The organism is Allorhizobium sp. GW101-3B10 (genome assembly GCF_059424725.1).
Genome location: NZ_JBWKZR010000001.1, coordinates 4,400,326 through 4,424,996, shown reverse-complemented (window position 1 = coordinate 4,424,996; position 24,671 = coordinate 4,400,326). Strand labels below are relative to the sequence as shown.

Below are 24,671 nucleotides of genomic sequence, written 5' to 3'. Positions count from 1 at the left end.
GCATCCCTGTTCGAAGGAAATCCCCATGAAAGCCAAGGCGCTCGTGCGTTCCGCCATTCTCGGCCTGTCGCTCCTGTCGACCAGCTCGTTTGCTGCCGAGACGCTCCGTCTCGATCCGGTCAGGATCCCCGAATGGAAAGCGGTCTATGGCCGCGTCGAGGCGCGCGATAGCGTTTCTGCGCGCGCGCGCATCGGTGGCACTGTCGTCGACCTCAAGGTGACGGAAGGCGACGACGTCAAGGCCGGCGACGTCATCGCCGTGGTCAGGGATGACAAGATCGACTTCCAGATCGCCGCGATCGAGGCTCAGTTGCTCGGCCTGCGGGCGTCGATGGAAAACGCCCAGTCGGAATTGACGCGCGGCGAGGAACTGATCAAGCGCGGCGTAACGACGGCCCAGCGGCTGGATGCTCTGCGTACGCAGGTCGATGTGGTCCGCAACCAGATCGCCGCCGCCGAAGCCCAGCGCTCGGTCATCGTCGAACAGGGCAAGGAAGGCGCAGTTCTGGCACCGGCGAACGGCAAGGTTCTGACCGTCCCGGTCACCAAGGACGCGGTCGTCATGGCCGGTGAGCCTGTCGCAACGATCGGCGGCGGAGGCTTCTTCCTTCGCCTGGCGATCCCGGAGCGCCATGCAGACCTGTTGCAGCAGGGTGCGTCCATCGAGATCGACAGTGGCAACGGCACCGGCCACCAGAGCACCGGACGTCTCGCCAAGATCTATCCGGAAATCGACAATGGCCGCGTCATCGCCGATGTCGAGGTCGAAGACCTGCCGACCGCTTTCGTCAACAAGCGCCTGCTGGTGCGCGTACCCGTCGGCGAGCGCGATGCGCTGTTGCTACCCGTCAACGCCCTCACCAACCGCTTCGGTGTCGACTATGTCACGGTCAGATCAGGCGAAGGCACGGCCGAACGGGCCGTCGTCACCGCCAAGCCGATCCTGCATGACGGCAAGGAAATGACCGAAATCCTGACCGGCCTTGCCGCCGGCGAAGAGGTCCTGCTGCCATGAAGCTTCCTAGTCTCGGAATTGCAGGTGGCCTGACCAAGGGCTTCATCACCTCGCCGCTCACGCCGCTTTTCCTCATCACCGCCTTCGCGCTCGGCCTGCTCGCCCTTCTGACGCTGCCGCGTGAAGAAGAGCCGCAGATTTCCGTGCCGATGGTCGACATCATCGTGCGCGCCGACGGTCTGAAGGCCGAGGATGCGGTCAAGCTCGTCACCGAGCCGCTCGAAACCATCATCAAGGGCATCAACGACGTCGAGCACGTCTATTCGCAGACCTCCGACGACCAGGTCATGGTCACGGCCCGCTTCATCGTCGGCACGTCGGGCGATTCGGCGGTCCTGCGCGTCCACGACAAGATCCGCGCCAATATGGGCTCGATCCCGGTCGGCATTCCCGAACCGCTGGTGGTCGGCCGCACGATCGACGACGTCGCCATCGTTTCCCTGACGCTTACCCCTTCCGCCGAGAAGGGCACAGGCGTCGATGCCACGGCGCTGACCCGTGTCGCCCGAGAGCTGCGCGTCGAGATGGCAAAGATCGACGACGTGGGTTTGAGCTATCTGGTCGGCGAGACGGGCGACGCGATCCGTATCGCGCCCCAGTCGGAAAAGCTCGCCCTCTACGGCATGACCCTGCAGCAGCTCTCCGCCAAGGTGACGGCTGCCAATCGCTCCTTCTCGACGGGACTGGTGCGCAACGACGGCAAGCAGATCGAGCTCGTCGCCGGCGAAACGCTGTCCACCCCGACCGAGATCGGCAACCTGCTGCTGACCACCCGCGACAACCGGCCGGTCTATGTCCGCGATGTCGCCGATGTCTCCTTCGTCACCGACACGGTCGAGGCCCGTGCCTCGACGGTCACCCGCGGCGAAAACGGCGAGCTGAAGCGCGTGCCGGCCGTCACCCTCGCACTGGCCAAGCGCGCCGGCGCCAATGCCGTTCTCGTCTCCGAGGAAATCCTGGCCCGCGTCGAGGAATTGAAGGGCAACCTTATCCCTGACAGCATGGACGTCGAGGTGACGCGCAATTACGGCGAGACCGCCAACGAGAAGGCGAACGAACTGCTCTTCCACCTCGGCCTGGCCACGCTGTCGATCATCGCCCTCGTCTGGGTCGCCATCGGCCGCCGCGAGGCCTTGGTCGTCGCGATCGTCATTCCGATGACCATCCTGCTGACGCTGTTTGCCGCTAACCTGATGGGCTACACGCTGAACCGCGTCTCGCTGTTCGCGCTGATCTTCTCCATCGGTATTCTCGTCGACGACGCGATCGTCGTGATCGAGAACATCGCCCGCCACTGGGGCTTCAACGACGGCAAGGACCGGAGAGAAGCGGCGATCGACGCCGTCGCCGAAGTCGGCAACCCGACCATCGTTGCGACATTGACCGTCGTGGCCGCCCTGCTGCCGATGATGTTCGTCTCCGGCATGATGGGTCCCTATATGAGCCCGATCCCGGCCAATGCCTCGGCCGCGATGATCTTCTCCTTCTTCGTCGCCGTGGTCGTCACGCCTTGGCTGATGCTGAAGATCGCCGGCAAGGCCAAGCTCCACCACGACGACGCGCATGCGACCGGCGGTATCCTCGGCGCGGGCTATGCCAGGGTTGCCACGCCGATCTTGGCCAGCAAGAGAAACAGCTGGATCTTCCTGCTGCTGGTCGGCGCCGCGACGCTCGGCTCGCTGGCGCTGTTCTACACCAAGGACGTCACCGTCAAGCTGCTGCCCTTCGACAACAAGTCGGAACTGCAGGTGACGATCGACCTGCCCGAGGGCTCTTCGGTCGAGGCCACCGATGCGGTTGCCCAGGCCGTTGCAAGGGTAACGCTCGACACCCCGGAAGTGCTGAGCGTCCAGACCCATGCGGCAACCGCCGCACCCTTCAACTTCAACGGCCTGGTGCGCCACGCCTACATGCGCTCGAAGCCCGACATGGGCGACGTGCAGATCAACCTGACGCCGAAGTCCGAGCGTGACCGCTCGAGCCACGAGATCGCGCTCGACCTGCGCCAGCGGTTACTTGCCGAAGTGAAGGTGCCGGAAGGCACGTCCCTGAAGGTCGTCGAACCGCCGCCAGGTCCGCCCGTCATGGCGACGCTGCTCGCCGAAATCTACGGCCCGGATGCCGCCACCCGTCGCGCCACCGCGGAAAAGGTCAAGGCCGCCTTCAAGTCGGTCCCCTTCATCGTCGACGTCGATGACAGCTACGGCCAGCCGGCCAGCCGTCTTCGCGCCACGATCTCCGGTGACGACCTAGACTTCTTCGGCGTCTCCGAAAGCGACGTGTTCGACACCCTGTCGATCCTCAACGGCTCCACGACACTCGGCTATTCGCACCGCGGCGACGGCCGCGCGCCGATCCCGATCGTCATCAGCCGGCCCAAGGGCGCCAAGGTGTTCGACGAGAAGTTCCTGTCGACGCCGATCCCCGCCAACCTGCTCCCGGGCTCGCGCTCGGTGGTCGAGCTGGGCGACGTCATCCGCGTCAGGGAAGAACAGGCCTCGTTCCCGATCTTCCGCCACAACGGCCGTTATGCCGAAATGGTGACGGCCGAGCTTGCCGGCGACTACGAAGCTCCCCTCTACGGCATGCTCGCCGTGCAGGACGCGCTCGACAGCCAGGACTGGACCGGACTGACCAAGCCGGAGATCGCCCTGCACGGCCAGCCGATGGACCAGAACAAGTCCGTGCTTCTGTGGGACGGCGAATGGGAAGTGACCTGGGTCACCTTTCGCGACATGGGCGCCGCCTTCATGGTTGCCCTGCTCGGCATCTACATCCTGGTCGTCGCCCAGTTCGGCTCGTTCAAGGTGCCACTCGTCATCCTGACGCCGATCCCGCTGACCTTCATCGGCATTCTCGGCGGTCACTGGCTGTTCGGTGCACCGTTCACCGCAACCTCGATGATCGGCTTCATCGCACTGGCCGGCATCATCGTGCGCAATTCGATCCTGCTGGTGGACTTCATTCGCCACGCGAAGACGCCGGATCGCGATCTGACCGACGTGCTGATCGAGGCCGGTTCGATCCGCTTCAAGCCGATCCTGCTCACCGCGCTGGCCGCGATGATCGGCGCGGCGGTAATCCTCACCGACCCGATCTTCCAGGGTCTGGCGATCTCTCTCCTGTTCGGTCTTGCCTCGTCGACGCTGCTGACCGTGCTCGTCATCCCGGCAATCTACCGGGTGCTCAGAACCTGACCGGACGGCATAGAACAAATACGAGAAAGGCCCGGGAACCTGTGTTCCCGGGCCTTTCTCGTTCAGGCTATTTTGCTGATCGCGTCGATTATGCCCGGTCGCTGCTCGGAAGAACGCTCCAAGTTCGGCAAGATCGGCCACGTAGTCGATCCGCCTCTGGGAATCCACGCCATACACACGGGCCACGAAGCGGAAGTTCTGCTCGCCTGCGAGATTCGGCTGGAAACTGCCCTGGAGTTCGAGAGGCTAAGAGATGTGGCCTTCGCGGACGATACGTCCGCTGCCGAGCCTGATGGTCCCCGCAAAGAGCCGCAACAGCATGGACTTGCCCGCGCCATCTCGCCCGAGCAGCCGCCACGCTGCGAACCCGTTTCAGCGCCAGCGACACCCCATCGAAAATCGACTCCTTGATACGTTAAACATAGACGAATTTGGAAGCATGCTCCAACCGGATCATTCGTCGCGCAGAGCCCAGGTGTAGATGTGAAAAACAGCATACCCATCACCAGCATCGTGAACAGTCGATGTCCAGCACGGCGGCGCGATACTCAGGATAGAAACCCTTGCGGAACGACATCATCGCGTGGACAATGGGATTGTAAAGCAAGATGTCCCGAAACGGGTGAGGAAGCGCATCTGGCAGAAAGAACACACCCGAGAGCATGAAAAGAGGCCGGTTCACGATCTGGAGAATCTTCTCGTAGATCGGATAGCGCAAGAACAATACCGTATTGGACAGGCTGACGCCGAAAGCCAACAATCCGGCGCGGCAGCCTCGATAGTATCTGCCCAGCTCAGAATCAATGGCATGCGCAGGGTGAGGCCTATCGAACCTAGGAGCAAAAACGCGACGAAGGTTGTCGTGCCGATTTGGAGGAAGAAGCGAGCGGCGAATATGCCAATCGGAGCCACATTTGGATAGCTCAGCAGCGTCCTGTTGGCCTTTAGCGCGTCATTGACATAGCCTGAAGTCGCCTGACAAAACTGAAAGCCGATATAACGGGCAGCGAAAAACAGCGGAAAGCTGGTCCCAGAGCAGCGGAACATGGGCGATAGCCTGGAAGATGAACAACAGCAGGGCCCAGATGTAGCCACCCGGCTTGTTGCCGAAGCGGGTCGACATTTCACGGATCAGGAGTGCCGAGACAATGCGTATATGCGTCAGAAAACACATATCTCTCCGTCTGCCCTCGCCAACGCCTCGTGCTTCCTGGCCGCATGCCTGCGTCGCGCGTTGTTAGAATGAGTTATATTTTATGGCAAAAAGAGGTTGTCGGTTGTCCTTTCACGCCCTCTTCCTCTATGTGGGGAAGATCGAAACCCTGCCAAGGGCACATTTCTGGTATCTATTGCGCGTCAAGAACGAATTTGCCAGCGAAGGCAACGCAATGTCGTCTCCCAGCCAGGTTGGGAATTGACGGTGCACAATCGCTTGTCTAATGCCTATCCTAGGTGTGGATGACCGTGATGAGCGCCGAGGTTGTCGTGCCACAAACCAATGAAACTCTGCGATAGAAGTATATGACAGTAGAAGTAATCGGGCGTGCATGCGCCGCACCTGGGGCTAGATCGCCTGAAGCGCTGTTCGAGATGATGCGTGCGGGAATCTGCGCGGTCACCAACATTCCGAGCGATCGCTGGGACCGTGCACGATTCTGGCATCCGGAAATGGGCGTGCCGGGCAAGTACTATACCGATGCCGCTGGCGTGCTCGAGGACATCCATGCCTTCGACCCCGCCTTGTTCGGCATTTCCCGGCGTGAGGCGACCTTCATGGATCCGCAGCAGCGCCTGCTTCTGGAGCTGACCTGGCGGGCCCTTGAGGACGCCAATCTTCCCGTCGCCAGCCTGCAGGACGAGCGCGTTGCCGTCTATGTCGGCGCCTCCAGCCTCGACCATGCCAATCTGTCGGTCGAGGATCCGGCGGCGCCCGGTCCCTACTTCATGACCGGCAATACGCTCTCGATCGTCTCCAACCGTATTTCCCATGTCTTCGGCCTCAAGGGTCCGAGCCTTACGGTTGATACCGCCTGTTCGTCTTCGCTGGTCGCCCTCGACCACGCCGTGCGCGCCATCAATTCCGGCCTCGTCGACACCGCGATCGTCGGCGGTGTCAACATGCTCGTGCATCCGCTGCCCTTCGTCGGCTTCGCCCAGGCCCGCATGCTGTCGCCCGACGGGCTCTGCAAGGCCTATGACAATGACGGGATCGGCTATGTGCGCGCCGAAGGCGGAGCCGTGCTCGTTCTCCGCTCCTCCGAGCGCGTCGCCCGCGAGGGCGATCGAAGCCGCGCGACGATCGTCGCATCGGGCATCAACGCCGCCGGCCGAACCAACGGCATTTCCCTGCCGTCGCGCGAGGCGCAGGCGGAATTGCTGATGTCGATCTATTCCGACGGCATCGATCCCCGCGATGTCGCCTTCGTCGAAGGGCATGGCACGGGCACCAAGGTAGGCGACCCGGCCGAGGTATGGTCGCTTGGCCAGGTGATCGGCATGCGCCGCGAGGAGCCGGTATGGATCGGCTCGATCAAGACCAATATCGGCCACACCGAACCGGCCTCCGGTTTGCTGGGCGTGATCAAGGCCATGCTCGCGCTGGAACATGACTATCTTCCGGCGTCGCTGCATTTCGATACGCCGAACGAGGATATCGATTTCCAGGGCCTCAACGTGCGCGTCGCGAACGAGCCGGTGGCGCTCGCCAAGAGCGACCGGCCGCGCCTCGCCGGCATCAATTCCTTCGGTTTCGGCGGTGCCAATGCGCATGTCGTGATCGCCGACCCGCAGGCTGCCGTCGCGGCCGGCGCGTCGAAGCCGGCCGAGGACGCCGCGCCGCAACTTCTGATGGTCAGCGCGCACACGGCCGGCAGCCTCAAGGGCCTGCTTGCCGCCTATCGCGATCGCCTCGTCGAAGCCGAAAGCGAAGACGAGGCAGCCGCCATCGTCGCCGCCGCGAGCACCAATCGTTCGGCGCTGCGCCATCGTTTCGTGGTCACGGCGGAACGCGCGCAGGCCATCGAAGCGATCGACGCCCACCTTGCCGGCGCCGAATCTCTGGCCGAGACCGGCGAAGCGCTGTCGCGCGACCCGAAGGTCGCGCTGGTGTTCTCCGGCAACGGCGCGCAGTGGGCCGGCATGGGCCTCGAGGCACTCAGGCACAATGCCCCGTTCCGCCGCTCCTTCGAGCGGATTTCCGAACTCTTCTCGCACCAGTCTCCCATCAACCTCAAGGCATCGCTCAGCGATCCCGAGCTGGAGAGCAGGCTCGGCGACACGAAGCTCGCACAGCCGCTTCTTTTCGCCATCCAGGCAGCCTTGACGGATGCCATGGTGGAAATGGGCCTTCGCCCGACGGCGAGCTTCGGCCATTCGGTCGGCGAAGTGGGGGCCGCCTATGCGGCCGGGGCGCTGTCGCTCGAAGATGCGGTGACCGTCATCGCCAAGCGTTCGCTCCACCAGGACGTGCTGGCCGGCGAGGGAACCATGGCCGCCGTCAAGCTCGGCGAGCAGGCCGCCGTGGAACTGATCCGTTCGCTCGACCTGGAAGACCTCGAAGTCGCGGCAATCAACGCGCCGAATTCGGTGACGATCTCCGGCTCCTACGAAAACATCAAGCTGCTGCGCGAGCGCGCCCGCAAGCGCAGGGTGGCGGTGCAACCGCTCGATATCAACTATCCCTTCCATCACCCGTTGATCGACCGGTCGCGGGATGCCTTCCTCGCTGACATGCCGCCGATCGCCCCGCGTCGCGGCGACACGGTGTTCATCTCGACCGTCACGGGCACCGCGATCACCGGCGAGGCGCTGACGCCGGAATACTGGTGGCGCAATGTCCGCCAGCCGGTGAAGTTCCAGCAGGCGGCCGAAGAGGCGATGGCACTCGGCTGCAATGTCTTCATCGAAGTGACGCCGCGCGCCATTCTCGGCGGCTACCTGTCCGACATTGCCAAGCAGCGTTCGGCTTCGATCAACTTCGTCGGCACGCTTTCACGTGACGACGGGCATCTGGACAGCGACCCTATCGTGCAGGCCATGGCGCGCGCCATCGCCTGTGGAGCGGCGGTCGACAGGGCCAAGGTGTTCGGCAAGCGCAATGCCTTCGTTTCCCTGCCAGAACTCCCCTTCGAGAAGATCGACCTGCAGCCGGATCGCACCAGCGACCGCGCCGACATCTACGGCCGTGACAGCGAGATCGGCTACACGCTTGTCGGCTGGCGCATCGACCCCAACGGCGCCACCTGGAAGAACCATATCGACGCCCATCTCTTCCCGGACTTGGCCGAGCACGTCGTCGACGGACGCTCGATCCTGCCGGGCAGCGGCTTCATCGAGATTGCCGTCTCCGCGGCCAGCCAGTTGTACGGCCAGTCGCGTGTCGAGATCACCAATCTCGAAATCGTTCGCCCTCTCGAGCTCAGCGAAAATCGTCTGATCGAGCTTTCGACCCTGGTTTCGCCCGAGACCGGCGATCTCGAGATCCGTTCGCGCGAGCGGCTGAGTGAAGACGACTGGACGATCCATGCAGTCGCCCGGGTACGCAAGCTCACGGCATCCGAGGTGCGCCCCGTCCCCGCCTTGCCGCTGATCGACGTGACCGCCGAGATCGATGCGAAGAAGGCCTATGGCATCGCGGCCAATTTCGGCCTCGACTACGGGCCGCACTTCCAGCTGATGCAGCAGACCATCTGTCGCGGCGATCGGTTGATCGAGGTGTCCCTTGCCGAACCCGCGACGCCGGCGCATCCGATGCTCCGTTACAATCTCAACCCGGTATCCGTCGACGCCGTCTTCCATGGCCTGGTCGCCCTGTTCGATCGGTTCAGCGGCGACCATCGCGGCGCACCCTATATTCCGGTGCGCTTCGGCCAGATCCGCATCGACCGAACCGGCGCGACGATCCGCCGGGCCGTGATCGAGATCGACCGGCTGAGCCCGACCTCGATCAAGGCAAAGTTCCATCTGTTCGATGCAGATGGTGAGCGGGTCGCGTCCTTCGAGGACTGCCGCTTCCGTCGCACCTATCTGAAGCAGCGCAAGACGCTGGGCGCGCTCTCCTTTCACTACGAGGCGCTGTCGTCGTCGGTGGCGGGACGTGTCTTGCCGGCCGCCGCCGCCGTCTCTGCGGCTTCCAGTTTCGCGCATCTGCCCGAAACCGGGATCGACAACGAGACGCTGCTGTTCAACGCGGCGATCATGCGGGCCCTGCACGACATGGCAAGCACGCTGGCGGACGGCAAGACGAAGATCACCGCTGCAGATCTTCCCCGCGATCCGGCGCTGCGTCCCTTCCTGTTCAACGGCCTGCACCTGCTGGCCGATGCCGGTTTCATCGAACAGCAGGACGGGGAGTGGACCATCGATCCGGAATGTCCTCTGCCGCCGGTCGCCGAGATCCTGGGCGAACTCTACAAGGAATGCTCGGATCGTGCCGTCGAAGCGGTCCTGATCAATGACGTCTATCGCGAAGTTCTCGATCGTCTGGCCGAGCACAAGGCCGGTGCGGACGCCACGGATGATGTATCGCCGAAGCGCGATCATTTCCTCAGTGAGGCAACGCTCGATCACCAGGAAATCCATTCCGTCGCGGCCCGGTCGCGGATCGCCATCCTGCTTGACAGCCTGCGCGCCTGGTTTGCCACGCGGCCATTGCAGGCAAGCCTGCAGATCCTCGAACTCGGCAGCACCTCGGTGGGTCTGACCCGCGGGCTCGCCGAAATCACCGCCGACCACGGCGCACGACTGGTGATCTACGAGCCGGACGGCGCGCTTCGCCATCGCCTGGAACTGGCCTTCGAAGATCAGCCGCACGTGAGGATCGTTTCCCGCGAAGGACTGCCGGCCATCACATCGGCGGACGTCGTACTCAGCGCGAGCAGCCGGCTCCGCAATCTGATCGAGACCGACTTCGCCTCGGAAAAGACCGCGGGCGTCCTCGCTGGAGCTCAGGCGCTGTTGGCCGCCGTCGAGGCGCCGGCGCTGTTCCACGACTTCGTCTTGGGTCTCTCCGAAGGCTGGTTTGCCCGCAGCCAGACCGCGGAATTCCCGATCGGTGCGCTGGCGACCGTCAGCGATTGGCGCGCGATCCTGTCGAACATCGGCTTTGCCGAGGCGGATATCGTCCTGCGCGAGATGACCGGCGGACCGGTCATCACCATCGAAACGAAAGCCGCAACCTCCGCTGCTGCCGAATCCTCGAATGCCATAGCGACCCGGAACAATGCCATAGCGACCCGGAACCCGGTTCTGCTCGTCCACGACGGACGCATCGCCACGGATGCCCTGTCGGCCGCAGCCGAAGCCCAGGGTTTCCCGTCGTTCGAAATCCTTGCCGCAAGCGGCGATCTTGCCGCCGACAAGAAGGCCTTCATCGAACGCTTCGAAAGCCATGCGGAAAGCCCGCTGGACGTGATCCATCTATCCCCCGCCGTCGACCCGACGGCAGACGGCTCTGCCGTGCTGCAGGATAATGTGTTGTTCCTGAGCGCCTTTGCACTGGCGCTGGCCGACTATCGTGGATCGCTTCCAAAGGAACCGGCGCCCATCCGGCTTCTGGTGTCGGCACCCGGCGGCGCGCCGGTGGCCGATCGACCGGCCGTCGACCCGGTCAATTCCGGCCTGTGGACTTTCCTGCGCGTTCTGCGCAACGAGTTCGACTTCCTCGACGTGCAGAGCATCGACAGCGGCGCAGCCCGTCGTGATCTCGCCGACTTGCTCGCCGACGTGGCAACCATCTGCGTGCCGGGCGTCGTCAACCGCGAATGGTGCGTCGGCCTCGATGGCAGGAGCGTGCTCGAGATGCGCGCAGTTCCGGGCGCCATCCCGGAAACGAACGCCTTCACGGCCAATTTCGATGCCGCCGTCATCCGTCAGCAGACGCCGTCGCAGGTGTCGAGCATCCGCTGGGAAAGTTGTGATGTGCCGGCGATCGGCCCGGACGAGGTTCTCGTCCAGGTCGCGGCCACGGGTCTCAACTTCCGCGACGTCATGTGGGCCATGGGCCTCCTGCCGGAGGAAGCGCTGGAGGACGGCTTCGCCGGCGCCTCGATCGGCATGGAGTTCTCCGGCCGAGTCGTCGCTCTCGGCAAGAATGTCGACGACCTCGCCGTCGGCGATCCCGTGATGGCGATCGCTGCCGCTGCCTTCGCCACCCATGTGACGGTGGATCGCGCCGGCGTGGCCAAGCTGCCGGCCGGCGTCGATCCGGTCGCTGCCGCCTCGATCCCGGTCGTCTTCCTCACGGCCTATTATGCGATCATCGAGCTCGCCAGGGCACGCCCGGGCGAAACCATCCTGATTCACGGTGCGGCCGGCGGTGTCGGCCTTGCCGCCCTCCAGGTCGCCAAGCATGCTGGTCTGAAAGTCATCGCCACCGCCGGTACACAGGAGAAGCGTCGCTTCGTCGAAATGCTCGGCGCCGACCACATCTTCGATTCCCGTTCGCTGAGCTTCGTCAACGACGTGCTGTCGGTGACCGGCGGCGAGGGTGTCGATCTCGTGCTTAACTCGCTGTTCGGCGAGGCGATGGAACAGAGCCTGTCGCTCGTCAAGCCGTTCGGCCGCTTCCTCGAACTCGGCAAGCGCGACTACTATGCCGACAGCAAGATCGGCCTTCGGCCGTTCCGTCGCAATGTCAGCTATTTCGGTATCGACGCCGACCAGTTGCTCGTACTCCATCCCGAGCTTTCGCGGCGTATGCTGAGCGAGATCGGGGCACTGTTCGAGGAAGGCGTATTCTCGCCGCTTCCCTATCGCGCCTTTGATCATGACGAAATCGGCGACGCCTTCCGGCTCATGCAGAATGCCGGCCATATCGGCAAGATCGTCGTCCTGCCGCCCAAGGCCGGCGTGGATCGGGTCGCTTCGCGGGCGCCGCGCAAGATGGTGGTCGACTCCAAGGGCGTTCATCTCGTGGTCGGCGGCATCGGCGGCTTCGGTCTCGTGGCGGCCGGCTGGCTGGTCGAGAAGGGCGCGCGCCATGTGGCGCTCTGCTCGCGCCGCGGCGTCGCCGATACGGAAACCGCCTCGGCGATCGAACGCTGGCGCGCGGCCGGCATTGAGGCCCATCTGTTTGCCTGCGACGTGACGAAGGAAGCCGACGTCAAGAAGATGCTGGCGGCGATTCGCAAGGTCGGTCCGCTGAAGAGCGTCGTCCATGCGGCCATGGTGCTCGACGATGCGCTGATCGGCAATCTCAACCGCGAACGCAATCAGCCGGTCATCGACGTCAAGGCCAAGGGCGCCGCGATCCTCGATCGCCTGACGCGCGCCGACAAGCTGGACAATTTCATCCTGTTCTCGTCGGTGACGACGCTGGTCGGCAATCCCGGCCAGGCCAACTACGTGGCGGCGAATGGCTTCCTCGAAGGCCTGGCGCGTGCGCGCCGCAGTGCCGGGCTGCCGGGTCTCGCCGTCGGTTTCGGCGCCATCGCCGATGCCGGCTATCTGGCCCGCAACACCGAGGTCGGCCAGCGGCTCGATCGCCGGCTCGGCAAGACGGCGATCGGCTCGCGCGAAGCGCTGCAATGCGTCGAGGACTATATCGCGTCCGCGCCCGACAGCGTCGCGGCGGCCGTGGTGATGGTTTCCGAGTTCGACTGGGGTGCGGCCCATCACCTGCGGGTGGTCGGCGAAGACCTGTTCGAGGTCGTCATGCGCCGGGCCTTGCACAATGCCGCCGGATCCGAAGGCGGGGACATCGACCTTGCGGCGATGATCGAGGGCAAGGCGCAGGTCGAGGCGCAGGACATCCTGTTTGATGTGGTCGCGCAAGAGATCGCCAATATCCTCAGAGTGTCACGCGAAAGCATCTCCAAGGACAGCGTTCTCAAGGAAATCGGGCTGGACAGCCTCATGGCCGTTGAACTCGGTTTGAATTTCGAACAGAATACCGGCTTCGATATGCCGCTTAGCAGCCTGGCAGACAATGCCACGGTTGGGGACATCACGCGGCGTCTCTACGAGAAGGTGAGATCGCGGAGCGATACGGACGAAACGGCGGCCGAAGGGTCGAACGATTTGCGGATCCTCGACGAGTTGAGCCGGCGCCACGGTGGAGCCGATCAGGAAGGTAACTCCGATTCGCCGGAGTGAGTGCCTTGGAGTTCTGAAATGGATGAAAGCAAGCGGCAGTTTATTCTGAACCGCATGAAGGGACTGCAAAAGGACGTCGAGGATGGGCGCCGCACCCGCACGGAACAGGCGGCGGCCCAGGCTCCGGTGCGCAAGCAGCCGCGCTTCGAGGAACTTGCCGAATACAAGCAGGTGGTGATGCAGCAGCTCGCCGGCCGGCACCTCGGTATGGAGAACCCCTTCTATCGAGCCCACGAGGGTGCGAGCGGCGCGACCGCCCAGATCGGCGGCCGCAGCTTCGACAACTTCGCCTCCTACGATTATCTCGGCCTCAACCATCACCCCAAGGTGCTCGCCCGCGCCGCCGAGGCGCTACAGACGTTCGGCGTTTCGGCTTCGGCAAGCCGCGTGGTCGCCGGCGAGCGCACCATCCACACCGTTCTCGAAGAAAAGATCGCCGACGTCTATGACGCTCAGGCCGCGGTCTGTTTCGTCAGCGGGTACCTCACCAATGTCGCAGCGATCAGCTCGCTGGTCGGGCCGAAGGATCTGGTGATCCACGACGAGTTCATCCACAACAGCGCGCTGGCCGGTATCCGGCTCTCCGGCGCAACCCGTCGCTTCTTCAAGCACAACGACATTGCCGATCTGGACCGCGTTCTGAAGACGCTGGCCGGCGACTACGAGCGAATCCTGGTGATCGTCGAGGGCGTCTACTCGATGGATGGCGATATCGCCGATCTGCCGGCACTAATCCGCCTCAAGGAGCAATACGGCTTCTGGCTGATGGTCGATGAAGCCCATTCTCTCGGTGTGCTCGGAGAAACGGGCCGCGGCGTGTTCGAGCATTTCGGCATCGCCGCCGGCGAGGTCGACATCTGGATGGGCACCCTGTCCAAGACCAGCTGCAGCTGCGGAGGCTATATCGCCGGCAGCGAGGCCTTGATCACCCTGCTGAAGGCCCAGGCCGGCGGTTTCGTCTACAGCGTCGGCCTTGCCCCGGCGCTAGCGGCTGCGGCGATCGCCAGCCTGGAAATCTTGAAGGCCGAGCCGGAGCGCACGCATCAATTGCGCCGCAACAGCCATCTGTTCCTGGAACTGGCACGCGAGCGCGGCCTCGATACCGGGCTGAGCCAGGGTTACTCCGTCGTGCCCGTGCTGGTCGCCGATTCGCTGCGCGCCGTACAACTGTCGAACGAGTTGCATGCCGACGGCATCAACGTCCTGCCGATCATCCATCCGGCCGTGCCGGAAGGTCTTGCCCGGCTGCGCTTCTTCATCACCAGCGCCCATACCGAGGAGCAGATCGCCCGCGCGGTCGATCGCACCGCCGTCATTCTCGGCCGCCTGAAGCAGGAGAATTTCGGTCTGGCCTCGTTCGACGCCGGCCAACTGATGGCCCTGTTCGCCAAGTCCTGAAACGGGACTTTCGCACGCTGGTCCCGACCCCAAAAATGCGGCCCGGCGAACCCGGACCGAGGTGCCCATGGTCCACGTCATCATCACCGGAGGTTCGAGCGGGATTGGCCGCGCCGTCGCGCGCGTCTATCTCGAGCGCGACGCCCGCGTCACACTGATCGGGCGCAGCCTGCAGCGGCTGGAAGCGGCGAAGGACCTGCTGTCGGCCGAAACCGGCCGGTCCGGGGATGACATCGGCATCGTCAGCCTCGATGTCTCGAACGACGATGCCGTCCAGGACGCGATCGAGGCGATCGAGGCAGGGTCTGGTCCCTGCGATATTCTCGTGACCTCGGCGGGCATGGTGGCACCATCACCGTTCGAGGCCCAATCGGGGGCCGAATTCCGACGGCATATCGACACTAACCTGCACGGCACGGTGCATATGATCTCCGCCGTCTATGCCGGAATGAAGGCGCGCAGGCGGGGCCAGATCATGGTCGTCTCGTCGGGCGCCGGCTTGATCGGACTTCACGGCTATACTGCCTATTGCGCCTCGAAATCGGCTCTCGTCGGTTTCGTCGAAGCGCTGCGGCTGGAATCGCGCCCGCATGGGATTGCCGTTTCGATCTGCTTCCCGCCCGACACCGATACGCCGCAGCTCGCCGAAGAGCTGAAACTCCGCCCGCCGGAGGCGGTGGCGATGATGGGCACGGCGGGCCTGTGGAGCGCCGAGTCCGTGGCCCGCCGCATCGTCCGGGGCCTCGATCGCGGACACTCGGAGATCTTCTTCACCCCCAGCCTCTATCTCCTGGCACGCTTCGGCGGTCTCGCCAAGCCGTGGATCTATCGCTGGTTCCAGCGCGGCCTGCCGCGTTGACGCGCATTGCTTTCACCCCGCGGTGAGTTCGTCCTCGTAGCGAAACACAGCCGGCACGGGCGCGGGCACGAGGTGGGGAGAGGGCGAGACGATGCGCTCCAGCATTTCCCGTGCGCCGGTTTCGATCGCCTGCCTGCCAATGAAGCCGCCGCGCACCTGCACGGTGGCGATCAGGGCACGGGTAAGCGCGTCCGGCATGTCGGCTTCCGGCGCTTGCGGCCGCGTCCAGAAGGACGCGAGGCTCTCCTGGTGGGTGACGCCGGGCATATCGTAGATCGAAGCACCCAGACAAATCACCGGCTTGCCGGCGATCAATGCGGTCAGGCCGACGGTGGAGTTGACCGTGACAACGCCCTCCGACCGGGCGATCAGCCGATCGAGATCGCCACCGTCGATCAGGTCGATGCGACCTGCGACCCCCTGCCACTCCGCGATCGTGGAAATCCGCTGCTGCCAGCCGCTCAGCCCGTTGTCGATCGGGTGGGTCTTGAGCAGCAGCCGCATGTCGGGCGACGCGTGGCGGGCAAAAGACCGGATGACCGCTTCAACCAGCCGATAGAGATCGCCGAGAGGCGCGTGAATACGGATCTGGTAGTCCCCCGGCAGTTGGAGCGGAAACAGGAAGAAGCGCGGCACCGTCTCTCCCGGCGCCGGCAGGTAGCGCTCCTGCAATGCCTGTGCTTCGCGTTTGCGCCGCCGTGCGGTTAATCCCTTGCCGATCCAGCCGGCATATTCGACGACGGGATGCACCGGGCCATGCGTGCGGTAATTCGGATGGACGATCCACCCGAGCAGGACATTGGGCACATGGAAGGCAAGATCCAACAAGGCATAGGTGAGGAAGTTCGACTTGAAGCGCCCGCTGAGATCGGCCGGCGGCATCAGCGCCGCGATGGCGCGAACCGCGTCGGGATCACGCGGAAAACGCGACCGGCTGGACATTCCGTCCGGCTCGATGGTCAGCCAGTCCGGCCGCAGATAGCCATGCTCGAAGATATGCACGCGAACGCCAAGGCGGCGGGCCACGGCGATCGCGGCGGCATGCCTGGGGCGTCCGTCGCCGAGCATGAGCACGTCGGTGATGCCCTTCTCGCGACAGAACCGCTCCAGGAACTGCGGCCACTGCGCATCCGTGCCCTTGAACCAGCTTGCCTTGCGGGGCCACCAGTATATGGCGTCGCCGAGGCAGAAATTGATCTTGTGGACAGCCAGTCCTCGCTGTACGGCCACGGAAGCGAGGCTCTTCAGAAAGGGAGAGGCCGGCCCCTGGAGGATTAGCAAGGAGAAACGGTGCATTATGGTCACTTGCGGTCTTGTTCATGGGTTGGCTGCCACTTATAGTCGCCGCCGTTGCTCAGGTAAAATGTTGGTATCGGTGAAAATGGTTCGGAATGCCCCTCTCTGTCCTTAGTGACTGGTGCGTCTGCTGATGCAACACTCCGGGAAAACACCCTCAATCTTGTTCCTGCAGGGACCGCCATCGACTTTCTGGCGGGCGCTTGCCGACGCCTTCGAGGCGGAGGGCGTGGCGACCCATCGCGTGAACCTGTCCCTGGGCGACCAGCTTTACTGGCGCAAGCGCGGCGCGATCAACTATCGCGGTTCTTTCAAGCGCTGGGCTCGGTTCCTCGAGGCGCTGATCAAGCGCGAAGGTGTCACCGACATTCTCTACTATGCCGACCAGCTTCCGTATCACGGCGTTGCGCGCGAGATCGGCCAACGGCTGGGTGTGCGCTGCCACGCCATGGAGTTCGGCTACCTGCGCCCGGACTGGATCACGCTGGAGCGCGACGGCATGGGCCGCCTGTCGCACTTCCCGAACGATCCAGAGATCATCAGGGCGATCGGAGAACAGGTCCCCGAGCCGGACATGCACGTTCTCTATCCTCACACTTTCGAACAGGAAGCCTTCAACGAGGTGGTCTACAATCTGACCTCCTATTTCGGGCGCCCGTTCTTCCCCTTCTATCGTGACGACAAGTACTACAGCGCGCTTGTCGACTATCTGCCATGGGTGGCGCGGGCCCTGCGCCGTAAGGCCGTGACCCCGACCGATCTGCTGGAGAACGGGCATGTGCCCTTCTATGTCCTGGCCCTGCAACTCCAGAGCGATTACCAGATCCGCGCCAATTCGCCCTACGCGCATCTTTCCGACATGCTCGAGGAAGTGATCGGTTCCTTTGCGGCGCATGCCCCGTCAGAGACCTATCTCGTCGTCAAGCAGCATCCCCTGGACAATGGACTGGAGCGCTGGGACAAATGGGTCGCGCGTATCGCGCGCAAGCACGGCGTCGAAGAGCGCGTGATCTTCATCGAGCAGGGCAATCTCGCGGCCCTGCTCAAGCAGGCGCGCGGCGCGGTCGTCGTCAATTCGACCGTCGGTCTGCACAGCCTCAGGGCGCGCGTCCCGACGATTGCGCTCGGATGTGCTGTCTTCGACGTACCGGGCCTGACCCATCAGGCCAGCCTCGACAGTTTCTGGCGTACCCCGGAGCCGGTCGACGAATCGCTGCTCTTGCGGTTCAAGGCAGCCCTTGCCGCAACCATCCAGGTCAAGGGAAACTTCTACCACGAGGAAGGCCGCAAGGTCGCCATCGTGGAGATTGTTCGGCGAATCCTTACGGGGCAAGTCAACGAGCCCGGCGCGTTCATCGATCCGCCGCCGCGCTGGTCCTCACCCAAGGCATGTCCGCGGCATATCGGCAACACTGGCGGTGCATTGTGATGACGGACATTGGTCAAATTTTAGCTTCCGTAACCTATTGTGGTTCTACGTCTGGAAGTCTGTCTTTTTCCCGTGCTAAGGGACATCAGCCGATCCAGATTCTGTCGCGGTCAGGAGTGCCCATTTGAAACGCGTTGTTGTTGCCATCGTTTGTGCAGGCCTAGCGGGCTGCGAAGCAGTTCCCGGTGCTGGCCCGCTCGCTTCCGACATCAATATGCAGGCCGGAAAGTCTATCTCCGATGTCCATCGTTCCAATGCGGCCGTCTTCGAAATCGTTGATGTGAACGCGGAAAATGCCCGTACGGTTGCAGATTTCTCCGTCGGCATGCTGAAGCGCCGCTTCGGCATCGGCGGCGCGGCGCGCAATGTCGTCATCGGCGTTGGCGACCAGTTGCGGGTGACCATATTCGAAGCCGGCGCCGACGGCCTGTTCTCCACCCAGGATTCCAAAAAGACCGATATCGACGTCGTCGTCCAGCCGGACGGCAAGGCTGCCATCCCCTATGTCGGCCAGGTCCAGTTCAGTGGCCGCACCCTGGAACAGGCGCGCCAGGCGGTGTTGAGCGCCCTGGCCAACAAGGCCGTGGAGCCGGACGTCATCATCAGCAGCGGCGGCACGTCGTCGCGCAACGTCACAGTGTCCGGCGCGGTCGGAAGACCTTCCATGGTGCCGCTCGGCCTGTCCGGCGAGACGATCATGGAAGTCATCGCCAAGGCCGGCGGTCCCGCCGCCCAGCCATACGAATCCTATGTCACGCTCGCCCGCGGCAAGAAGACCGGCACGGTTCTTCTGCAGTCGATCGTCGAGAATCCGTCGGAAAACATCTTCGTCGAGCCGAAGGACCAGATCTTCGTCACCCACGATCCGCGTACCTTCACGGCGCTGGGCGAAGTCTGGAAGAACGGCCGCATCCCCTTTGGCTCCAACGACGTCAACCTGCTCGAAAGCATCGCGCTGGCCGGCGGCGGATCGGACGAGCGGATCGACGCCAAAGGCTATTTCGTCTTCCGTTACGAGGAGCCGGAAATCGTCTCCGACCTTCTGTCGCCCGAGCGTTTCCACGAGCTGGTGTCCAAGGGCATGAAGCCGAACAAGGAAGGCCGCTATCCGATCGTCTATCGCTTCGACATGTCGGTGGCCGACAGCTTGCTGGTTGGCCAGACATTCCCGATCAAGAACCGCGACGTGATCTATGCGTCGCGTCATCCCGCAGTCGACATCGCCAAGTTCGTCCGTCTGGTGTCTGCCCCGCTCGCCGTGGCCCAGACTGGCCAAGCCATCCTGAATCCGTAAGGGTTCCGGCATCGGCCTGGTTCTCGTTGGACCACGAAAAAACCCGCCGTCGCCGGCGGGTTTTTTGTTGCCGGGACGCTTGAAGAACGTCCCGGCCGTTGTCGTCTTCCTGTTATTCGCGATTGCCGAGGAAGCGCAGCAGGAACAGGAAGAGGTTGATGAAGTCGAGGTAGAGCTGCAGAGCGCCCATGATCGCCTTGCGGCCGGCAACGTCGCTGCCATCAGCTTCGTAATAGGCGTCCTTGATGTTCTGCGTGTCGTAGGCGGTCAGGCCGGCGAACAGCAGGACGCCGATGGCCGAGATCGCGAACTCAAGCGCCGAAGACGCCAGGAAGAGGTTGACGAGCGAGGCGATGATCAGGCCGAACAGGCCCATGATCAGGAACGAGCCCATCGCCGACAGGTCACGCTTCGTAGTGTAGCCGTAAAGCGACAGGGCACCGAACGAAGCGGCGGTCACGAAGAAGGTCTGGACGATGCTGGCGCCCGTGTAGACCATGAAGATCGACGACAAGGACAAGCCCATCAACGCGGCATAGACCCAGAAGGTCGTTTGCGCGGCCGATACACTCATCGTGTGGATCTTGAAGCTCATGAAGAACACCAGCCCAACGGGAGCCAGGATGACTAGCCATTTGAGCGGGCTGAGATAGATCGCCTGACCGAAGGCCGTGAGCTGGCCGTCGCTGCCGATCGCCATCTGTGCGGTGACGAATGCAGCAATACCCGTGATCGCCAGTCCGAGCGCCATCAGGTTGTAAACCTTCAGCATATAGGCGCGCAGGCCCTCATCGATCATCGTCGCCGACTGGGCGCCAGTCTGGCCCGGTCGACTCTGGTAGTTGCGGAGTTCAGACATTGTTTCCTCTTTTCAAGCCCCGAAAAGGTTACGGTGTCGGGTTTCATACCCAGGCGCCGCTGCGGAGCTCCAGCATGCCTACGGCCAATATGAGGTTTCCCCGCGCGCGCGACAAGACCTGCGCTCCTCAAAATGCCGTTATCGCTGCCGAACCCGCCGGGGCGCGACAAGAATGCGGCCTCACGTGCTTTTTCTAGAGTTCCCGCAGCACCGGCGCGGCCTTTTGCCCGAGGATACGCCATGTACCGGCCAGCCCGATGCCGATCGTCGTGACGAGCGACAGCAGGATGGTCGCCAGCGCGACATCGGGCAGGAAACTGGAGGGCAGTTTCATGATCTGGCTCAGCACGAACCAGGCGATCCCGCCGCCGGCGATCAGCGCAAAACAGGCGGTTGCCGCACCCAGCAGGAAATATTCGTAGGTGAAGGCACGAATCAGCATGGCACGCGTGGCGCCGAGCGTCTTGAGGATCACCGCATCATGGGTCCGTGCCCTGTTTCCCGCAGCCAGAGCACCCGACAGGACGAGGATCGAGGCGATCAGCGCAACGGCCGCAGCGGCACGGATCGCGGTCGCCAGCTGCCCGACCAGCCGGTCGATGACATCGAGCGCATCCTTGACCCGGACGCTGGTGATCGTCGGATAGGCCTGAGTCACCGCCTTGAGCACGGCGGCCTCGTCGGTCTGGCTCGCCTGCGGATCGGTCAGGGTCGCGAGCCACGCATGCGGCGCGCCGGCGAAGGTGTTGGGCGAGAACACCATCACGAAATTGATCGAAAGGCTCTCCCATTCGACCTTGCGGAAATTGGCGATCCTGGCGGTGATGTTGCGGCCGAGCACGTTGACGGTCACCGTGTCGCCGAGCTTCAGGCCAAGTTCGCCGGCTTCCTCGGCGGAAAAGGACACCAGCGGTTCGCCGCTGTAGTTGGCCGGCCACCAGGCACCCTCGGCAACCGAGGCGTTCTCCGGCACGGTTTCGGCATAGGTGATGCCACGATCGCCCCTCAGCACCCAGCGTCCTTCCGGCGGCACCTCCATCTTGGTCACGTCCTCGCCGTTGAAGGCGAGGATGCGGCCGCGCAGCATCGGTACTTCGACCAGCTTGCCCTTCGGTGCCTGACCTTCGATGACGGTGCGAAAGCCGTCGATGTCGCTCTTCTGAATGTCGACGAAGAAGAAGTTCGGCGCGCGTTCCGGCAGGTTTGCGGTGAGCTCGCGCCGCAGGTTGCCGTCGATCAGGGCCAGCGCCACGAGCAGGCTGAGACCGAGGCCGAGCGACAGGGTGACGGCCGGGGTGAGTGCGCCTGGACGGTGGATATTGCCGATCGCCAGCCTCAGCGCGGCTGAGGGTACGTGCGGGCTGCGCTTCGCCAGATAGGCGATGCCGAGGGCGACGAGCCGCAGCAGGACGAAACCGGCCGCCATGGCGACGAGGAAGATCGCTGCGATCCGACGCTCCTCCGAGGTGAGAATGGCCAGCGCCGCCAGGGCTGCCAAGGCCACAGCCGTCGCCGCCACATAGGGCCAGGACGGCAGCCCGCGCCGCTCGAAACCCTGTTCGCGAAACAGCGCGGTCGCCGGAACCTGGCGCGAATGTCCAAGCGGGATGATGGCAAAGGCGAGCGTCACCAGCATGCCGAACACGGCGGCAAGCAGCAGGGCGGCCGGATAGAGCGTCGGTTCCGCCGAGATCGGCAGGAAGCCGGACAGATAGTAGGCGGCAACGAGCGGGGCGATGGCACCGAGCACCAGGCCGGCGAAGATGCCGATCGCCGCGACCATGGCAATCTGGAAGAAGTAGACCATGACGACGACCGAGGCCGGCGCCCCGAGACATTTCAGCGTGGCGATGACGGTCCGCTTGGAATCGAGGAAGGCGCGCACGGCATTGGCGACGCCGACACCGCCGACGACCAGCGCCGTCAGTCCGACGAGGGTAAGGAACTGCGAGAAACGCTCGATATTCTCGGTGAGGGCGGGCGCGGCGCGGTCACTGGTGCGGATCGACCAGCCGGCATCCGGCAATTCGCTCTGGGCCTTCTGGCGGATGGCTTCGGCGCTCGGCGCGGGCGAGGCAAGGCGGATCTTGTAGGCATGTTCGACCAGGCTGCCGGTCTCGATCAAGCCGCTCGCCTTCAGCGCCTCCCGGCTGGTCACGAGGCGTGGTGCAAAGCCGAATCCGTCGGAAATGGCGTCCGGTTCGGAAACGATCGAACCGGTGACGACGAAGCGCGCCTTGCCGATCAGCATCTCGTCGCCGACGGAAAGACCGAGCCGTTCCAGCAGGAGGGGGGCGGCGACGGCGCCGAAGCGACCGTCCTTCGCTGCGATCATCTCGGCCAGCGGGCGCGCCGGTTCGGCCACGAAGGTGCCGTAGAGCGGATAGACGTCATCGACCGCCTTGACCTCGACCAGCGACTGGTCCGATCCGTCGGGCAGGCGCGCCATGGAGCGCAGCACGGTCGACACTGCGACGTCGCCCAGTCCGTCGAGGAAGGCCAGTTCCTTGGAATTGGCCTCGCGATTGTTGAGCTCGAACCGAACGTCGCCTGCCAGCAGCGTGCGCCCCTCCGAGGCGATCGACCCGGTGATCGCGGTCGCGACGGAATTGACGGCGGCGATCGACCCGGTGCCGAGCGCGATGCAGGCGAGGAAGATGTAGAAGCCCTTCAGGCCGCCGCGCAGTTCGCGCAGCGCGATTCGCAGGGCAATGGACGCTCTCTTCGCCGTCGTTCTCATGCCGTCTGCGCTTCCGCGAGGCGTTCGGCGGGTAGCGCATCGGCAGCGATCCGGCCGGAGGCGACGCGGACCTGGCGAGAGCAGCGCGAGGCGAGCCCGAGGTCATGGGTCACCAGCACAAGGGTCATACCGCGCTGGGCCTGCTGGGCGAACAGGAGGTCGGCAATCTGCCGCCCGGTCTCTGTGTCAAGGTTGCCCGTCGGCTCGTCGGCAATCAGCACGGCCGGCGAGGGTGCCAGCGCCCGGGCGATTGCGACGCGCTGCTGTTCGCCACCGGACAGCTGGCCCGGATAATGGCCGAGCCGTTCGCCGAGGCCGACGGCCTGAAGCTCCCGCCGGGCAATATCGAAGGGGTTGCGGGCATTGGCGAGCTCGAGCGGAATGGCGACGTTTTCGAGCGCCGTCATGTTGGCGATCAGATGGAAAGACTGGAACACGATGCCGATATTGCGCCCACGGAAATCCGCGAGCGCATCCTCGCCAAGCATGTGCAGCGGGGCGCCGTTGACGCTGATCTCACCACTGTCGAGGCGTTCCAGTCCGGCGAGCACCATGAGCAGCGTCGACTTGCCGGAACCGGAGGGACCGACGATGCCGACGGCCTCGCCCGCATCGATCGTCAGGTCGATGCCTTTCAGCACGTGGACGGAGGCTGCGGCGCTGCCGAGCGTCAGATCCGCCTTCTTGAGTTCGATGATGGTTTTTCTCACGCGTGCCCGCCCTATATATATGACGCGAAGACACCTTCACGCGCTGTTTCTGCATCTGCCAATTTAGGGAACGCCCGATGACATTTAAAGCGACGTACCTTCATTTAGCCGTGATCGTCGGCGGACTTCTCGGCCCGGGCGTCGCAGCCTCCGCCGAGACGCTCCCGCTGGTCGGCTTTGGCGACAGCCTGATGGCCGGCTACCAGCTTCCCCAGGAAGATGCCCTGCCGGTACGTCTGGAGAAGGCGCTGGTCGCAGAAGGCGAGGATGTGACGGTGGCGAATGCCGGCGTTTCCGGCGATACCACTGCGGCAGGCCTGGCGCGGGTGGACTGGTCGGTCCCGGACGGGACCAGGGGCGTCATTCTGGAACTCGGCGCCAATGACGCGCTGCGCGGCATTCCTCCGGAGGAGACGGAAAAGAACCTCGACGCGATCATCGGCAGGCTGAAGAACCGTGGCATCGCAGTCCTGCTCGTCGGCATGCTGGCCCCGCCCAACATGGGCGCCGACTATGGCGAGCGCTTCAATTTGATCTACCCAAAGCTGGCGCAGAAGCACGGCGTGGCCCTCTATCCCTTCATTCTCGACGGAGTGGTGACACGCTCGGAACTGCAGCTCGATGACGGCATGCATCCCAACGCCAAGGGCATTGCAGTCATGGTCGAGCGCATGACGCCGACAGTCCGGGACTTCGTGAAGACTATCCGGGACACGCCGAAATAGGGACTTGCGCCTATGGGCATTGCATGATTCGCTGTGTGCATCTGCAAGAAGATTCG

13 protein-coding genes and 1 pseudogene are annotated in these 24,671 nt (G+C 63.8%); 8 read left to right on the top strand and 6 right to left on the bottom strand.

Annotated features, from left to right (window positions below; all coding sequences use genetic code 11):
- Positions 1-25 precede the first annotated feature (25 nt).
- Positions 26-1,015, top strand: a complete 990-nt coding sequence (locus tag AC07Y0_RS21680) for an efflux RND transporter periplasmic adaptor subunit (protein ID WP_498679705.1) — start codon at positions 26-28, stop codon at positions 1,013-1,015.
- Positions 1,012-4,212 carry an efflux RND transporter permease subunit gene (locus AC07Y0_RS21675; RefSeq protein ID WP_498679704.1) on the top strand — a complete coding sequence of 1,067 codons (3,201 nt, stop codon included), beginning with the start codon at positions 1,012-1,014 and terminating at the stop codon, positions 4,210-4,212. The genes AC07Y0_RS21680 and AC07Y0_RS21675 overlap by 4 nt, the downstream gene beginning before the upstream one ends.
- Before the next feature lie 246 nt (positions 4,213-4,458).
- On the opposite strand, the gene AC07Y0_RS21670 is transcribed toward AC07Y0_RS21675, so the two are convergent.
- Positions 4,459-4,563 carry a hypothetical protein gene (locus AC07Y0_RS21670; protein ID WP_498680304.1) on the bottom strand — a complete coding sequence of 35 codons (105 nt, stop codon included), beginning with the start codon at positions 4,561-4,563 and terminating at the stop codon, positions 4,459-4,461.
- A gap of 169 nt (positions 4,564-4,732) precedes the next feature.
- Positions 4,733-5,386: pseudogene (locus tag AC07Y0_RS21665) on the bottom strand (ABC transporter permease); the annotation flags it as partial.
- Between the two features lie 347 nt (positions 5,387-5,733).
- On the opposite strand from AC07Y0_RS21665, the gene AC07Y0_RS21660 reads away from it, so the two are divergent.
- The 3 genes from AC07Y0_RS21660 to AC07Y0_RS21650 all read left to right on the top strand — a co-directional run bounded on the left by AC07Y0_RS21660 (position 5,734) and on the right by AC07Y0_RS21650 (position 15,562).
- On the top strand, positions 5,734-13,305 hold the full coding sequence (locus tag AC07Y0_RS21660) for an SDR family NAD(P)-dependent oxidoreductase (protein ID WP_498679703.1): 7,572 nt from the start codon (positions 5,734-5,736) through the stop codon (positions 13,303-13,305).
- 18 nt (positions 13,306-13,323) lie between these two features.
- On the top strand, positions 13,324-14,703 hold the full coding sequence (locus AC07Y0_RS21655; protein ID WP_498679702.1) for an aminotransferase class I/II-fold pyridoxal phosphate-dependent enzyme: 1,380 nt from the start codon (positions 13,324-13,326) through the stop codon (positions 14,701-14,703).
- 67 nt (positions 14,704-14,770) lie between these two features.
- Entirely contained in the window at positions 14,771-15,562 is a 792-nt protein-coding gene (locus AC07Y0_RS21650; RefSeq protein ID WP_498679701.1) for an SDR family oxidoreductase, read from the top strand.
- A 12-nt stretch (positions 15,563-15,574) separates the two neighbouring features.
- Here the strand turns inward: AC07Y0_RS21650 and AC07Y0_RS21645 are convergent, their stop codons facing one another.
- Positions 15,575-16,792, bottom strand: a complete 1,218-nt coding sequence (locus tag AC07Y0_RS21645) for a capsule polysaccharide biogenesis protein (protein ID WP_498679700.1) — start codon at positions 16,790-16,792, stop codon at positions 15,575-15,577.
- 229 nt (positions 16,793-17,021) lie between these two features.
- Here AC07Y0_RS21645 and AC07Y0_RS21640 point away from each other — a divergent pair, with 229 nt between their 5' ends.
- Both AC07Y0_RS21640 and AC07Y0_RS21635 read left to right on the top strand, forming a co-directional pair.
- Positions 17,022-18,287: a capsule polysaccharide biogenesis protein gene (locus AC07Y0_RS21640; RefSeq protein WP_498679699.1), complete on the top strand. Its 1,266-nt coding sequence runs from the start codon at positions 17,022-17,024 to the stop codon at positions 18,285-18,287.
- Positions 18,288-18,411: 124 nt separating this feature from the next.
- The gene (locus AC07Y0_RS21635) at positions 18,412-19,581 is read left to right on the top strand and encodes a polysaccharide biosynthesis/export family protein (RefSeq protein WP_498679698.1); all 1,170 of its coding nucleotides are present in this window, start codon (positions 18,412-18,414) and stop codon (positions 19,579-19,581) included.
- A 112-nt stretch (positions 19,582-19,693) separates the two neighbouring features.
- Here the strand turns inward: AC07Y0_RS21635 and AC07Y0_RS21630 are convergent, their stop codons facing one another.
- From AC07Y0_RS21630 to AC07Y0_RS21620, 3 genes are all read right to left on the bottom strand, one after another.
- Positions 19,694-20,440, bottom strand: coding sequence for a Bax inhibitor-1/YccA family protein (locus tag AC07Y0_RS21630; RefSeq protein WP_498679697.1), 747 nt, complete (start codon positions 20,438-20,440; stop codon positions 19,694-19,696).
- A gap of 193 nt (positions 20,441-20,633) precedes the next feature.
- Positions 20,634-23,180, bottom strand: a complete 2,547-nt coding sequence (locus AC07Y0_RS21625; protein ID WP_498679696.1) for an ABC transporter permease — start codon at positions 23,178-23,180, stop codon at positions 20,634-20,636.
- Positions 23,177-23,890: an ABC transporter ATP-binding protein gene (locus AC07Y0_RS21620; protein WP_498679695.1), complete on the bottom strand. Its 714-nt coding sequence runs from the start codon at positions 23,888-23,890 to the stop codon at positions 23,177-23,179. Before AC07Y0_RS21620 ends, AC07Y0_RS21625 begins: the two co-directional genes overlap by 4 nt.
- A 77-nt stretch (positions 23,891-23,967) precedes the next feature.
- Here AC07Y0_RS21620 and AC07Y0_RS21615 point away from each other — a divergent pair, with 77 nt between their 5' ends.
- Positions 23,968-24,615 (top strand): arylesterase, encoded by a 648-nt coding sequence (locus tag AC07Y0_RS21615; protein ID WP_498679694.1) that lies wholly within the window; start codon positions 23,968-23,970, stop codon positions 24,613-24,615.
- Positions 24,616-24,671 lie beyond the last annotated feature (56 nt).